This is a genomic window from Mucilaginibacter sp. FW306-07-L, from assembly GCF_058782065.1.
In genome coordinates this window covers 597,646-612,357 of the sequence record NZ_JBYSXI010000001.1, presented here as the reverse complement: position 1 = coordinate 612,357, position 14,712 = coordinate 597,646, and the positions used below count along the sequence as shown (strand labels likewise).

Here is a 14,712-nt window from a genome sequence, read left to right as displayed (position 1 = left end):
CGTTAATCAATAATTTTTAAATATTATCAGCCATTACCATGTTTACACACTATTTAAAAATAGCTTTTCGCAATATGCAAAAGCAAAAAATGTACGCGGCTATCAACATCGGTGGTTTCGCTATCGGCATCGCGGCGTGTATTTTAATATCGCTCTATATACGCAACGAAACCAGTTACGATCAGGATAACGTTAATAAGGACAATGTTTACCGTGTAGTTGGTGAAATGAAGATGGACGGCAATACGTTCAGAGGCATCAGTTTTCAACCGCCTATGTCAAAAGCCCTTGTCAATGATTTTCCGGAAGTAAAAAAAGCCGGGCGTATTCTGCACAGTAAACTTTTTGGCGGCACAGAAAACCAGGTACGCCGTACCGATCAGGCTAACAATACCTACGAGAATGGCTTTTGCTTTGCAGACACATCTGTACTTGATATACTCGATGTTAAAATGGTTTACGGCAATAAGCTTACCGCGTTGCGTAATCCCAACTCGGTGGTACTTAGCAAAAGCATGGCCGATAAATACTTCCCCGGGCAAAACCCGGTAGGCAAAGCCTTAATATTTAATAATAACACCAAAGTACCGCTTGTTATTGGCGGCGTAATGCAGGATTTTCCAAACAACTCGCACATGCAGTTCAGGGGTTTTATATCATTAGCCGGGTTAAACTTTTGGGATGGAGAACAGGATAGCTGGTATGCAAGCAACTATGGCATTTATTTGCAAATGAACCCCGGTACGGACGTTGCCGCGTTCAATAAAAAAATGACCGCCGGCATTCTCGATAAATATGTTATTCCTACTATGAAGGAGAGAGGGCGCAGCAACGTTGAGGAAGTCAGGAAAAACGCCAAACTGTACCTACAGCCGTTGACAGATATTCACCTTAAATCGTACGACATCGACGAAAACGACATTAAACATGGCGATGCCCGTTTTATATGGCTTTTTGCCGGGATAGCCGGTTTTATACTGGTACTGGCCTGTATCAATTTCCTTAACCTATCCACGGCACGGTCGGCCAACCGTGCCCGCGAGGTAGGGGTGCGCAAGGTTATCGGTTCAACACGAGCCAACCTGATCCGGCAGTTCCTGACCGAATCATTGTTGTACAGCTTTTTTTCGTTTGTGTTAGGTATCGCACTTGCTTCGGCAGTGCTGCCTTTATTCAACAAGGTGGCCGGTACGCAGCTTATAGTACCCTGGATGGCCTGGTGGTTACTGCCTGCCCTGGTAGGCAGCGCCATCCTGATCGGCCTGATAGCAGGTATATACCCGGCGTTCTACCTGTCCTATTTTAAACCTGCCACTACCTTAAAAGGCTCGATCAGCATGGGTACCCGTAACTCCGGTTTACGCAGCGGGCTGGTAGTATTTCAATTTACGGTATCAATAGTTCTGATCATCGGCACGGCGGTTATTTTTAAGCAGATGCAGTACATCCTTAACTCCAAGATAGGTTTTGATAAGGAGCAAGTAGTAACCATTGAGGGGGCTGATGCCTTGGGCCCGCAAATGGCAGCCTTTAAAAGCGAATTGCTCAACCTTCCATTTATAAAGAATGTAACTGTTAGTGATTATTTACCGGTTAGCGGCACCAAGCGCAATGGCAATTCATTTTTTAAGGAAGGGCGTGAAAAGGAAGATGCACCGATACGTACCCAACACTGGGTTATTGATCAGGACTACCTGGCCACTATGGGGATGAAACTAATAGCCGGCCGCAACTTCCGTACGGATATGCCTACCGACTCGCAGGCTACCATTGTTAATAAAGCGATGGTTAAGCAATTAGGCTATAAAGATCCGCTGGGCAAGGTGATTACCAACGGGCCGGAGCATCTGACTATTATTGGCGTGATTGATGACTTTAATTATGAATCGATAAAGCAGCAGGTTGACCCAATGGTAATGATATTAGGCAACAGCAACAGCATGGTAGCCATCAAACTAAAAAGCGCCGATATGCAGGCAGCCATTGCCGCTATCAATAGTACCTGGAAAAAATTTCAGCCGCACCAAACCATGCGGTACAATTTTTTAGATGAAAGTTATGCCGCTATGTACAGGGACGTGCAGAGCACTCAATATATATTCACCGGCTTTTCGGTACTGGCTATTGTGGTGGCCTGCCTCGGATTATTCGCTTTAGCAGCCTTTATGGCCGAGCAACGCAGTAAAGAGGTAAGCATACGCAAGGTGCTTGGCGCATCAGTAACCAACCTGTTCGCCTTGCTAACCGGCAACTTCCTGAAACTGGTACTGTTATCACTGGTTATCGCTATCCCTATTGGCTGGCTGGCCATGAGCAAATGGCTGGAAGATTATGTATACCGGATAAACCTGAGTTGGGACATTTTCGCTATATCGGGCATTATTGTTATCCTGATTGCCTTGGTAACCGTTTGCTGGCAGGCCGTGAGCGCGGCACTGGTAAACCCGATAAAAAACCTGCGGTCCGAATAATTACAAACCATAAATCCTTTAACAGCAAAGGCATTTACCGCTTGGTAAATGCCTTTTTATTTGGTGAACAGGCCCTGTCAGCTTTTAACAATGGCGTATAAATACTCATCCATCACCTCACCATTTTTAGTAATGGCTGACCGTAATATCCCTTCGAGCGTGTAACCGCATTTTTGGAGCACACGCTGTGATGCCTTGTTATGTGCGAACACACCGGCGAACACGCGGATCAGGCCAATATTAAAAGCATAGTCGGTTAACAGTTTAACGGCGCTTGTGGCATATCCCCTGCCCCAGTAAGGCTCGCCTATCCAATAACCTACTTCGGCACTGTTACGGTGAATATCCGTTTTAACCACGATGCCGCCAACACCAATAAATTCATCCTCCTCAAAAATACCGAACACATGCGGAATGGCACCCTGCACTGCGCCGGCAATAAACTCCTCGGCATCCGCAATACTATACGGGTGCGGAAAAACATCGCGCAGGTTACGGGCAATATTGGCGTTATCAGCAAGTAATTGCAAACCGTCCGCAGATACCTGATCTAAACCCCAGAGCTTTATCATACCGTTTATTTTTTCTCCAGGTAATCAGTAATTTCAAACGAGATATCGTTGTACGGAATATCACGTTTCAATATCTTCCAGTTACCATCGATCAGGTAATAGGTTGGTACCCGGCTAATGCCCCAGGCCTCCACGTTTTTTGATTCATTGCCTTTCAAATCAGAAAACTGCGGCCATTTCATCGCGTCTTCTTTAATAGCTTTAAGCCAGTAATCTTTATTCTCATCCAAATCAATGCTGATGATACCGAAATGCGCACTGTTGTTTACCTGGAAAAACAGTTTGCTGTTCATCTGCAAGTGATTTTGCCTGCTTACCTCGTTACCCGCGCGCCAAAAATCAATCAGGATGATCTTTTTGTTTTTAAACGCGCTGCGGTTAAACGCTTCGCCATTAGCATCGGTACCATAAATATCGGGGGCTGTTTGGCCGGGTACCAGTTTTACCAGTCCGCCGAGTTTAGTGCCCACTTCTTTGCCTTCCTCGGTATTCTTAGCCTCGTCGCTCAATTTATTATACAGGGCATAATAGCGCACCGGATCTTCCTTATAATCTACATTTTTTATAAAGTGCGCGGCAATAGCGCTTTCAGGATACTTGTTGATAAACTTCTCGATAACGGTAGCCTCAACACTGGTTTGCTGCTGTTGCAGTTGGTTAAGCTTATCAACACGTTCAAGGTAAGCGGTACCCTCTAAACTTTTACCGGCACTGCTTTTTAAAAACGCGCGCTCATCCTTTACCTTTTGGGCGATGCCTGCAACCAGTTCATCGGCAAGGGTATAATAGGCTGATAGCTCATTTTGTATTTTTGATTCGGTTTTGATCTTAGGGTACTTGGTCAGATCCTTGCCGTTCAGTTCTATCTGGTACTTGCCATCCTCCAGGTATACCTCATAAGGTATATGGGTTATTTTGGTATCCAACATGTTGGTTACCTTAATGCGGTAGTACCCGGCGTATTCCAGTATCTCGTTTACCTTGAATTTGCCGCCAACAATGTTATCGCCATATATAGGTTTATTTAAAACATCCACAATACCAAAAACGCCGTTTTTAATGTCGGGCGCGGTACCCTCGATCTCCACACGATCGGCACGGTTACAACCGGCCAGCATAGCTGTAATAAGCAAAAGGTATATATATTTCATAGTATAATTATGTACGGGCGAATATAAGGTTAAGCCCTTAAAACATGGCAACCAACATAGTGCTTAGATTGTTTCTAAATAAACCTTAATGCCCTATATTGTCAGAACCATTTACAGTGTTTTAGTATTTAATAGATACTTTTGGCGAAATAATATAAATTTAATAATGAGCGAATTTAAACAAACCTTTAACTCGTCGCTGGGCAAGAAGCTGATTATGGCTTTAACAGGCTTGTTTTTGTGTACTTTCCTAATTGTTCACCTTAGCGGTAACCTTGCATTATTTAAGCACGATAACGGTCAGGCCTTTAATGCATACGCTAATTTCATGACGCATTTTCCACCTATCCGGGTGGTATCGTACCTGCTGTACCTTTCTATACTGGTACACACCGTATACGCTATTGTATTAACGATCAGCAATCGTAAGGCACGCCCTGTTGGCTATGCATCGGCAACAAAATCGCCGGTTTCATGGGGCTCAAAAAACATGGGTATCCTGGGGTCTATCCTGTTTCTTTTCATTGTGATACACATGAAAGATTTTTGGTTTAAATACCATCAGGATGATTTTACAGGTAAAAGCACGCACGTTATTCCGTTTAAGGAGTACAAAACCGACCTGGTAACCGGCAAGCAAATCTCGGCGCGAGACCTGCCTCCGGGCGATTACAATTACGCGATATATACCGAAGGCAGCGTAGAAACCATGATCGCTAAGGATCTTAACCAAACTGTTGAAGTTGCTTTTAAGCAATGGTGGTACGTAGCATTTTACGTTATCGCATTAGGTGCGTTATCATTCCACTTACTGCATGGCTTCCAAAGTGCTTTTCATACACTGGGCTGGGTTCACCGCAAGTACAAACCTATTATTTACTTTATCGGTACATGGGTGTTCGCGGTAATTATTCCGCTTGGTTTCGCGGCAATGCCGGTAATATATTTTTTCTGTAGATAAGGTTTATTGTTTGATATGATAAGGCTGTAAATGCCGATCAAAATATAATTGTAAGAGATGACTTTAGATGCTAAGATTCCCCAGGGCCCTTTGGCCGAAAAATGGAGCAAGCATAAATTTAACCTAAAACTGGTTAACCCGTCTAACAAGCGTAAATACAACATTATTGTTGTGGGTACCGGTTTGGCAGGTGCATCGGCAGCGGCTACTTTGGCCGAGCTTGGTTACAATGTTACCGCATTTTGCTTTCAGGATAGCCCGCGCCGTGCGCACTCTATTGCCGCGCAGGGTGGTATAAATGCAGCTAAAAATTACCAGAACGACGGTGACAGTGTTTACCGTTTGTTTTATGATACCATTAAGGGCGGCGATTACCGTGCCCGCGAAGCTAATGTTTACCGTTTGGCCGAGGTATCAGTAAATATTATTGACCAATGCGTAGCACAGGGTGTACCCTTTGCCCGCGAATATGGCGGCTTGCTTGATAACCGTTCATTTGGTGGTGCGCAGGTATCACGTACCTTTTACGCCCGCGGCCAAACCGGACAGCAGTTACTATTAGGTGCTTACTCGGCACTTAACCGCCAGATACACAACGGCAAGGTAAAAATGTATACCCGCCACGAAATGCTTGATGTGGTTGTGGTTGATGGCCAGGCCAAGGGTATTGTTACCCGTAACTTAAAAACCGGCGAAATTGACACCCATGCAGGCCATGCGGTATTATTATGTACCGGTGGTTACAGCAACGTGTTTTTCCTGTCAACCAACGCTATCGGCTCAAACGTAACCGCAGCCTGGAGGGCACATAAACGCGGCGCGTATTTTGCCAACCCTTGCTATACACAGATCCACCCTACCTGTATTCCGGTTAGCGGCGATCACCAGTCAAAACTTACGCTAATGTCTGAATCATTGCGTAACGACGGCCGTGTATGGGCGCCAAAAACGGTAGAGATTGCGGAGCAGTTACGTACCGGCAAACTAAAAGCCAGTGATATTAAAGAGGACGACCGCGACTACTTCCTGGAAAGAAAGTACCCGGCATTCGGTAACCTGGTACCTCGCGACGTGGCATCGCGTAACGCCAAGGAATTAGCCGACGAGGGCAAAGGTGTAGGTGCATCAGGCTTTGCCGTATTCCTTGACTTTGCCGACGCTATTAAGCGTTTAGGCCAGGAAACGGTTGCTGCTAAATATGGTAACCTGTTTGATATGTACGCGCAGATCACTGCCGAAGACCCGTATACGCAACCAATGCGTATTTACCCGGCGGTACACTATACTATGGGCGGCCTTTGGGTTGATTATAACCTGAGTACCAATGTACCGGGGTTATATGCCTTAGGCGAGTGTAACTTCTCTGATCACGGTGCTAACCGCCTTGGCGCTTCGGCGCTGATGCAGGGCTTGTCTGACGGTTACTTCGTTATCCCTTATACTTTAGGTGATTACCTGGCAACTATCGGCCCTAAACCGGTTGATAAAAGCCACCCGGCATTTGAGCAAACCAAACAGGATGTGCTTGCGTACATCAATAAACTGCTTTCGCTTAAAGGTAATAAAACCGTGGTTGAGTATCACCGCGAGCTTGGCCACATTATGTGGGAGTATTGCGGTATGGCACGTACCGAAGAGGGTTTAACCAAAGCCAAAGGTTTGATACAGGCACTGAAAGCTGATTTTTGGAAGAATGCTATTGTAACCGGCGAAAATGAGGAGATCAACGCGGCACTTGAAAGAGCCGGCCGTGTTGCCGATTTTATTGAGCTTGGCGAACTGATGGTTGACGACGCGTTAATGCGCCGGGAATCATGCGGTGGCCACTTCCGCCTGGAATCGCAAACAGAAGAAGGTGAAGCATTGCGTGATGATGAAAACTTTGCCTTTGCCGCAGCCTGGGAATTTAAAGGTGAAAACCAACCCGAAGAACTGCACAAAGAAGAGTTGATATTTGAAAATGTTAAGTTAACACAGAGGAGCTATAAGTAAGATTTGAGATATTAGATTTGAGATGTGAGATAAACCACCTCTTACTAATATCAAAAAAAAACACCTGCTATGCATAATTTGACTGAACTGAAAATATGGAATAAAGCTATTGATTTAGCTGTAGAGGTATACAAAGCCACTGCTACGTTCCCTGCTGACGAAAGGTTTGGATTAACAAGCCAATCAAGAAGAGCGGCAGTATCAATTCCATCAAATATTGCCGAAGGTGCCGGTAGAAACTCTAATAAAGAGTTCTGTAATTTTTTAGGCATAGCCAACGGCTCATCTTATGAATTGCAAACTCAGTTAGTTATTTCAAATAGATTAAATTTAATTGAAGATGATTTGAAAGATGATCTGTTAAAACAAATTGAAGAGCTACAGAAAATGAACTATGCTTTTCAACAACGGTTAAAACAGTAATTGTCAAATCTAATATCTCACATCTCATATCTAAATAAAGATGAGTAACGGAAATATGAACCTGACGCTTAAAGTGTGGCGCCAAAAAAATGCACAAACCTCAGGAAAGTTTGTGAGTTACAAGGCCGAAAATATTTCGCCTGACATGTCATTCCTTGAAATGCTTGACGTGGTGAACGAAAGCCTTACCAAAAAGAACGAAGAACCGATTTATTTTGACCATGACTGCCGCGAGGGCATTTGCGGTATGTGTTCGCTATATATCAATGGCCGTCCACATGGCCCTAAGCGTGCTATTACCACCTGCCAGTTGCACATGCGCTCGTTTAAAGATGGCGAAACCATCACTATTGAGCCTTGGCGCGCAGCGGCCTTCCCGGTTATAAAGGACTTAGCGGTTGACCGTTCGGCGTTTGACCGTATACAGCAGGCCGGTGGCTATGTATCTATCAATACAGGTGGCGTACCTGATGCCAACGAGATCCCTATCCCTAAGGTTATTGCCGATGAGGCCTTTAACTCTGCAACCTGTATTGGTTGCGGTGCCTGCGTTGCAGCCTGTAAAAATGCTTCGGCTATGCTATTCGTATCCGCTAAAGTATCTCAACTGGGTATGTTGCCGCAAGGCCAGCCTGAGCGCTGGAGCCGTGTACAATCAATGGTTGCGCAAATGGACGAGGAAGGCTTTGGTAACTGTACCAATACCGGTGCCTGCGAGGCTGAATGCCCTAAAGAGATCAGCCTGACCAATATTGGCCGCATGAACAACGATTTCTTTAGCGCCAAACTATTCAGGGAAGAACGTGTGCACGATCACGCACAATAAAAACATATACATACTATTTACAAAGCGCCTCCCTTACACGAGGCGCTTTTTTTATGCATGAAATTTTGATGAAAAAGTTTAGCAACAACTACAGGTTGTTTAGTTAATTATACAATAATTAAATTATTAAATAATATTAAAACTATCATATACAACATATTATAGTTTGCGGTATAACATTTGCCATTATGGTAATATATTATACAAAATCATAATATTTATTATTTACTTATTTACAACTATGAAAATGTTTAACCCATTTAAAAGCACCAAACTATTATCATTATCATGCATTATGCTGACAACCGTTGCTCTATCATCATGCGATAAAAATGATGATGAAAATGTAGATACAGATAGCGCTTCAGTACGTATAACTAATGCCGTTGAAGGTTCATTGTCACAAGAACTATATATTGGTGGCACCAAACTCAACACCTCGGCAGTAGCTTACGGCGAAACGTCAAATTATGTACAAACCGCATCCGGTGATAACAAAACTGTGCAATTCCGCAACGTAGGTTCATCATCTGCCAACGTATCTTTTAATGTTGATCTGGATGACGACGATCATTACAGCTTATACTATGCAGGTAATGCCGATGCTAAAACTTATGTTGTAGCAAAAGATGACAGGAAAGCACCTGCATCAGGCAAAGCTAAAGTACGTTTTATACACCTGGCATCAGCCGTTAACAGCAGTGTCGATCTGGGTTTTAGTGCTACCAACAAACTGTTTACTGATGTAGCTTACAAAGCGGTAACAGCTTATAAAGAAGTTGATGCTAACACCAAATTATTTTTATATGCAGCCGGTCAGGCCAATTCGGTACTTGATCTGGATACTAAAGTACAGGTTGGTAAAATTTATACCGTTTATGTATCAGGCTCAACAGCATTTACATTAAAATACCATGTAATTGCTGAAAATTAATCAGCGATTATATTATCAACAAAAAACCACCGCTAATAACGGTGGTTTTTTTTGTTTCAACTCGATTGTATAACTCTATAACTTAAATTTTTATTAATAATATAATGTGTAGAATATAAATTCCATATAATTAATAAAAACAATTACACATTTTCATAATTACTTTTATAAATTACGATACTTAATATTAAAAGCTATAATTAAACATAACTGTTCGGGTAGTTTATGGAAGAATCGGCATATTTTAATAAATACAATCCCATAAATGGCGTTTGGGACGAAATGTATGGCGAGAACAGTGACGTACGCGACCATTACCGAAAGGTAATCGACTATATTTCGCGTGAATCAGCCGATGATCTAAATAAAAAAGAAGAATTGGCCAAACGCCTGTTCATGAGCCAGGGCATTACCTTTACGGTTTACAACAGCGGCGAGGGCATTGAAAAAATTTTCCCGTTCGATATCATACCCCGTATTATAACTGCGGCAGAATGGGCGTTTGTTGAACGCGGCATTAAGCAACGGTTAACCGCCCTCAACCTGTTTTTAAAGGATGTTTACAGCAATCAGTTTATTATTAAGGACGGTATTATCCCGATAGAGGTTATTTACTCGTGTCCGCATTTTTTACGCGAGATGTATAACCTGCGGGTGCCGCATGATATTTACATCCATATTTCGGGTATTGACCTGATACGTGATTACGACGGCACTTTTTACGTGCTCGAGGACAACCTGCGTACACCGTCGGGCGTAAGTTATATGCTCGAGAACCGGGAGATCACCAAGCGTTTATTCCCTGACCTGCTGCCACAGTGCGGTGTGCGCAGTGTAACCGAATATCCGTCTATTTTATATAAAAACCTGCTGGCCTTATCGCCAAGGCAGATACATAACCCTACCATTGTGTTGCTGAGTCCGGGTATTTACAACTCGGCTTACTTTGAGCATACTACCCTGGCCCGCCTGATGGGCGTAGAACTGGTAGAAGGACGCGACCTGGTGGTGAATAATCATAAAGTGTACATGAAAACCACTACCGGCCTGCAACAGGTAGATGTAATTTACCGCCGGGTTGATGATGATTACCTCGACCCGTTGGTGTTCAATCCGTCGAGTATGCTGGGCGTGGCGGGCATTATGGGCGCGTACCGCAAAGGCAATGTAGCTATTGTGAACGCCATAGGCAATGGCGTAGCCGATGATAAGGCGGTGTATGCCTACGTGCCCGATATGATAAAGTATTACCTTAACGAGGAGCCTATACTTAAAAATGTGCCCACCTACCAACTGGGTAACCGTGATGAGCGGGAGCATGCCTTTGCCAACATCAACAAAATGGTAGTTAAACGCACCAATGGCAGCGGTGGCTACGGTATGCTGATGGGCCATGCCTCAACCGAGCAGGAGATTGACGAGTATAAGCAGGAGATATTGAAAAATCCGCGCGATTTTATAGCGCAGCCCACCATCAACCTGTCGGCAGCGCCATGTTACATGCAGGGCGAACTGACACCCCGCCGCATCGACCTGCGGCCTTACGCGTTGTTTGGCCCAAGCGGTATTGAGATCGTGCCCGGCGGGTTAACGAGGGTTGCCTTAAAAGAAGGTTCGCTGGTGGTGAACAGCTCGCAAGGTGGGGGTAGTAAAGATACATGGGTGTTAACGTAATTCGAATTTCGAAAGTTCAATTTCGGATTTTTTCCGTTACGCTTTCGGAGGCATCGAACGTCACCTAAAATTGATTTATAAACTTTCGAAATTGAAAATTCGAATTCCGAAATACAAAAAATGTTAAGTAGAGTAGCAGCAAGTTTTTATTGGTTAAGCCGTTATATTGAGCGTAGCGATGGTATTTTACGTATGCTCAAAATTAATTACGCTTCATCGCAGGATACCATACAGGAGTTTACCTGGGAGCCGGTGGTGCGCCTGTTTGCCGGTTTGGATGACGAAGAAGCCCAAAAGCTGGAGAACGATACCCGCGCGGTTTTAAAGTACATGGTTACCGGCAAAACCAACCCAAACAGCATCTGGAATATTATAACCCATGCCCGCGAGAATGCCCGCAGCGTGCAGGAACATATCACCAAGGATTTATGGCAGTGCCTTAACGAGTATTACCACGCCGTTAAGGATAGCCGACTGGAGCGCGCCTTACAGCGTGAAGACCCTATTGGGATACTGGACGTACTGATAAAACAGGTAATGCTGTATTATGGCACCGTAGAGATCACGATGGAGCGCGGCGAAGGCCGTAGTTTTATGAACATAGGCAAATACCTGGAACGGGCCATACAGTCGGTGGATATTTTGGATATGAAGTTTGTATCCGTTACGGATAACCCCGACCTTCTTACCGATACCAGCTATTGGAAACACCTGCTGTTATCATTAGGCGGATACGAGCTTTACCTGAAAACCTATCGTGAAGGCTTTGAGGCCGAGAACGTATTGGAGCAGGTGGTTTTAAATAATGATTTCCCACGCTATGTTATCTACTCGGTAAACAATATACAGCGCTATTTTGAACGCCTGAAAAATGATAACAACCTGGAGAATTTCCGCGAAATGTCATTCCAGATCGGCCGTTTGCAAAGCCGCATTAAATATAACTCGGTACGCAGCATCCGGCAGGAAGGGCTGCATACCTTTTTAACACAAATACGCGGCGAACTTTACGGCATAGGTAACGCCATGAATGAGTATTATTTTGCCAATTCTTAAAACCAGCACCATTATGCCCGAATTTGAGATACAACACACCACCCGGTATATTTACGAAAGATCAGTTCGCGATAGCGCTAACCAAATCATCCTCTACCCTATTGTTGATGATTACCAGGAAGTGATACGCCAGGAAATAACCGTTACCGGCAATCCGGATATTGATGTACATACTGATTATTTTGGCAACCAGATAGGTAGTTTTACCTATACCGATTCACACAATATGCTGATGATCAACTCACGTGTGCTGGTAGCTACCAAACACCGTACGCTGCCTGTAAATGATATTTTTCCATCGCACCAATGGGATGATCTTAAACGCCTGCAAAGCGTAGTGCCCTATATTGATTTTTTAAAGCAGGAGTATTTCGAGGGATTAAATGAATTGCAGCAAGTGGTAAACACCGAGCGTAAAAGCGATGATACGCCCTACCAGATCGTGCTGCGTTTTTGCCAGTACGTGTTTGATAATTTTGAATACATAAAAGGCGTAACCACTGTTGATACCAAGCTCGACCAGATCTGGAAAATGAAACAGGGCGTTTGCCAGGATTTCGCCCATATTTTGATTGAGATGCTGCGCATTGTACATATACCCGCACGCTATGTAAGCGGCTATATATGCACCAACAGCAATGGCATGCGCGGCGAGGGAGCTACCCATGCCTGGGTTGAGGCCTACATACCCGACTATGGCTGGCTGGGCATTGACCCAACCAATAATTGCATAGCTAACGACACCCATGTGCGTTTGGCTGTGGGCCGTAACTTTTCAGATTGTTCGCCGGTTAAAGGAGTCTATAAGGGATCATCAAACCACAAACTCAGCGTAACCGTATCGGTAGATCAGGAAGCCTTGCCGGATAACCAGCACCAGGTAATTGAGGTGCCCATTGCCGACCAGGTAACCGAATTTACCAAGAACAGCTACCAGCGCTATATGGAAATGATACAGATGCAGCAACAACAACAGCAGCAACAGCAGGAAAAGCAATTACAACAGTAGAGCTTATACTTTTTTTACCTCTGCTAAAAGCTCATCCGCCTTTGGTGCTTTAGGGAATGCCTTTACCAGTTTGCCATTCTTATCATACAACACGGTGAACGGGGTTTGGGCTATCTGGTAGTACTTTTGTACCGGCATATCGTAACCCTCGGTACCCACTTTAAAGTTGGGTTGTTTGGCCAGTTCAAACTCCTTGTAAAACGGCTTTAACGATTCGTATTTGGTCCAGGTAACCAATACCACCTGCACTTTGGCAAGCTGTTTAAATTGCGGCTTCAGCTCTTTCATTAAATCATGGCAATGGCCGCAATCGGGTGCAAAGTATATCAGCAATACTGGTTTGCCGGGTTTTAAATCCTTGTAGCTAAAGTAGGTACTATCCGTAGTGAGTATCTTAAACGGTGCCAGCTTTTCGGTGTTACGAATAGGTGCTTGTTCGGTATTGGTACTTTCTGTGCTCTTATCGTCATTATTATTTTTCGCCTGAATGCACCCTACAGCGGTAATTAGTACAAGTGCGGCGTATATTAGTTTTTTCATAATCCTGTTAAAATTAAGCTTCCAGTATTTCAATCTGCCAGGCAATATGCTCTTCTGTTACCGGGAACAACGCGCCTTCGCGTATGGTATGATATACTGCCTTAAATAAATTTTTATAATCCCCTTTTTTTGAAGGCATCGTCTCTGTTACCTTCTCTCCTACCTCGTTAAACGTAACCAGTTTGCCCTCGCTGCCAGCAGGTTCAATACCATAGGCCGCATCGGTTGGCATCATACCGGCATTCAGTTGATCTTCCTGCACATCGGTGCGCGGTTTAACAAAGCTGCCCAGTGTGCCATGCACCACAAATGCCGGCAAATGCTCTGCTATCAATAAGCCAGCAGTGAGATATACATTTACTTGGTTTGGGTAGATGAGATGCAGGTTTATATAATCATCAACCTGCGAGCCTTCACGATAGCTGCCGGTAGTTTTATGCCAGCTTACCGGCCTGCCTAAAAGCGCAATAGCATTATCCAGCAAATGCGGACCGAGATCGTAAGATATCCCATTGGCCACCATGTCCTTACTTTCCTTAAAAGTTTTGGGGCCGATGGCCGCGCGGTACCTGTCGAAACGGAAATGCACCTCGATCAGGTTGCCTAAACGGCCGCTTTCTATTACCTCCTTTACGGATAGAAAACCGCTATCCCAACGGCGGTTTTGATACACGAGTAAATGAAGTCCTTTGCTATGAGCAAGATCAAACAGTCCCTTTACCTCTGCGGTGGTAGCCGCGGCAGGTTTTTCGAGCAACACATGTTTGCCCGCGTTAAGCGCCTGTTTGGTTAAATCGTAATGGGTATAGTTTGGGGTGTTGATCACTACCAACTCTATCTCCACATCGTTAAGCAATTCATCAATAGCATTATAGCTGATGATATCAGGATAATACTCGTGTGCCTTTTTTTGATTGCGTTCAACCACGGCCTTGAGCCTGAAATTTTCGCTGGTACTTAAAAACGGCGCGTGGAACACCCTGCCCGACATGCCGAAAGCCATTAAACCGGCTACTATAGGTGATGACATAATGCAATATTACAATTTTAGCCTTGCTGTTGCATCTGTAAAAAGCAAAAAAGCGGCAAACTTTACGCTTGCC

General features: G+C 44.3%; 13 protein-coding genes. 9 read left to right on the top strand and 4 right to left on the bottom strand.

Annotation, left to right across the window (positions count from 1 at the left end):
- Positions 1-74: 74 nt before the first annotated feature.
- Complete coding sequence (locus tag AC3WJC_RS02785) at positions 75-2,471, top strand: ABC transporter permease (protein WP_492397545.1); 2,397 nt, start codon at positions 75-77, stop codon at positions 2,469-2,471.
- Between the two features lie 77 nt (positions 2,472-2,548).
- Here the strand turns inward: AC3WJC_RS02785 and AC3WJC_RS02780 are convergent, their stop codons facing one another.
- A complete protein-coding gene (locus AC3WJC_RS02780; RefSeq protein WP_492397544.1) occupies positions 2,549-3,043 on the bottom strand; it encodes a GNAT family N-acetyltransferase in 495 nt (164 codons plus the stop codon).
- A 5-nt stretch (positions 3,044-3,048) separates the two neighbouring features.
- The gene (locus AC3WJC_RS02775) at positions 3,049-4,194 is read right to left on the bottom strand and encodes a TlpA family protein disulfide reductase (RefSeq protein ID WP_492397543.1); all 1,146 of its coding nucleotides are present in this window, start codon (positions 4,192-4,194) and stop codon (positions 3,049-3,051) included.
- Between the two features lie 166 nt (positions 4,195-4,360).
- Here AC3WJC_RS02775 and AC3WJC_RS02770 point away from each other — a divergent pair, with 166 nt between their 5' ends.
- From AC3WJC_RS02770 to AC3WJC_RS02735, 8 genes are all read left to right on the top strand, one after another.
- Positions 4,361-5,155, top strand: a complete 795-nt coding sequence (locus tag AC3WJC_RS02770; protein ID WP_492397542.1) for a succinate dehydrogenase cytochrome b subunit — start codon at positions 4,361-4,363, stop codon at positions 5,153-5,155.
- Positions 5,156-5,212: 57 nt separating this feature from the next.
- A complete protein-coding gene (locus AC3WJC_RS02765) occupies positions 5,213-7,147 on the top strand; it encodes a fumarate reductase/succinate dehydrogenase flavoprotein subunit (RefSeq protein ID WP_492397541.1) in 1,935 nt (644 codons plus the stop codon).
- 69 nt (positions 7,148-7,216) lie between these two features.
- Positions 7,217-7,570 (top strand): four helix bundle protein, encoded by a 354-nt coding sequence (locus AC3WJC_RS02760; RefSeq protein WP_345331808.1) that lies wholly within the window; start codon positions 7,217-7,219, stop codon positions 7,568-7,570.
- 40 nt (positions 7,571-7,610) lie between these two features.
- The gene (locus AC3WJC_RS02755; protein ID WP_492397540.1) at positions 7,611-8,396 is read left to right on the top strand and encodes a succinate dehydrogenase/fumarate reductase iron-sulfur subunit; all 786 of its coding nucleotides are present in this window, start codon (positions 7,611-7,613) and stop codon (positions 8,394-8,396) included.
- A 241-nt stretch (positions 8,397-8,637) separates the two neighbouring features.
- On the top strand, positions 8,638-9,330 hold the full coding sequence (locus AC3WJC_RS02750) for a DUF4397 domain-containing protein (protein WP_492397539.1): 693 nt from the start codon (positions 8,638-8,640) through the stop codon (positions 9,328-9,330).
- A gap of 225 nt (positions 9,331-9,555) precedes the next feature.
- On the top strand, positions 9,556-11,004 hold the full coding sequence (locus AC3WJC_RS02745; protein WP_492397538.1) for a circularly permuted type 2 ATP-grasp protein: 1,449 nt from the start codon (positions 9,556-9,558) through the stop codon (positions 11,002-11,004).
- A 120-nt stretch (positions 11,005-11,124) separates the two neighbouring features.
- The gene (locus tag AC3WJC_RS02740) at positions 11,125-12,060 is read left to right on the top strand and encodes an alpha-E domain-containing protein (RefSeq protein WP_492397537.1); all 936 of its coding nucleotides are present in this window, start codon (positions 11,125-11,127) and stop codon (positions 12,058-12,060) included.
- Between the two features lie 13 nt (positions 12,061-12,073).
- Complete coding sequence (locus AC3WJC_RS02735; protein ID WP_492397536.1) at positions 12,074-13,069, top strand: transglutaminase family protein; 996 nt, start codon at positions 12,074-12,076, stop codon at positions 13,067-13,069.
- A gap of 3 nt (positions 13,070-13,072) precedes the next feature.
- Here AC3WJC_RS02735 and AC3WJC_RS02730 read toward each other — a convergent pair whose 3' ends face one another.
- A complete protein-coding gene (locus AC3WJC_RS02730) occupies positions 13,073-13,609 on the bottom strand; it encodes a TlpA family protein disulfide reductase (RefSeq protein WP_492397535.1) in 537 nt (178 codons plus the stop codon).
- 13 nt (positions 13,610-13,622) lie between these two features.
- Entirely contained in the window at positions 13,623-14,639 is a 1,017-nt protein-coding gene (locus tag AC3WJC_RS02725; protein WP_492397534.1) for a Gfo/Idh/MocA family oxidoreductase, read from the bottom strand.
- Between the last annotated feature and the right edge of the window lie 73 nt (positions 14,640-14,712).

Excerpts from the sequence above, each read along its gene's own strand:
- AC3WJC_RS02785 (WP_492397545.1), top strand. The coding sequence starts at position 75 with ATGCAAAAGCAAAAAATGTACGCGGCTATCAACATCGGTGGTTTCGCT.
- AC3WJC_RS02765 (WP_492397541.1), top strand. The coding sequence starts at position 5,213 with ATGACTTTAGATGCTAAGATTCCCCAGGGCCCTTTGGCCGAAAAATGG.
- AC3WJC_RS02750 (WP_492397539.1), top strand. The coding sequence starts at position 8,638 with ATGAAAATGTTTAACCCATTTAAAAGCACCAAACTATTATCATTATCA.
- AC3WJC_RS02775 (WP_492397543.1), bottom strand. The coding sequence starts at position 4,194 with ATGAAATATATATACCTTTTGCTTATTACAGCTATGCTGGCCGGTTGT.
- AC3WJC_RS02725 (WP_492397534.1), bottom strand. The coding sequence starts at position 14,639 with ATGTCATCACCTATAGTAGCCGGTTTAATGGCTTTCGGCATGTCGGGC.
- AC3WJC_RS02755 (WP_492397540.1), top strand. The coding sequence starts at position 7,611 with ATGAGTAACGGAAATATGAACCTGACGCTTAAAGTGTGGCGCCAAAAA.
- AC3WJC_RS02760 (WP_345331808.1), top strand. The coding sequence starts at position 7,217 with ATGCATAATTTGACTGAACTGAAAATATGGAATAAAGCTATTGATTTA.
- AC3WJC_RS02735 (WP_492397536.1), top strand. The coding sequence starts at position 12,074 with ATGCCCGAATTTGAGATACAACACACCACCCGGTATATTTACGAAAGA.
- AC3WJC_RS02770 (WP_492397542.1), top strand. The coding sequence starts at position 4,361 with ATGAGCGAATTTAAACAAACCTTTAACTCGTCGCTGGGCAAGAAGCTG.
- AC3WJC_RS02730 (WP_492397535.1), bottom strand. The coding sequence starts at position 13,609 with ATGAAAAAACTAATATACGCCGCACTTGTACTAATTACCGCTGTAGGG.
- AC3WJC_RS02740 (WP_492397537.1), top strand. The coding sequence starts at position 11,125 with ATGTTAAGTAGAGTAGCAGCAAGTTTTTATTGGTTAAGCCGTTATATT.
- AC3WJC_RS02745 (WP_492397538.1), top strand. The coding sequence starts at position 9,556 with ATGGAAGAATCGGCATATTTTAATAAATACAATCCCATAAATGGCGTT.
- AC3WJC_RS02780 (WP_492397544.1), bottom strand. The coding sequence starts at position 3,043 with ATGATAAAGCTCTGGGGTTTAGATCAGGTATCTGCGGACGGTTTGCAA.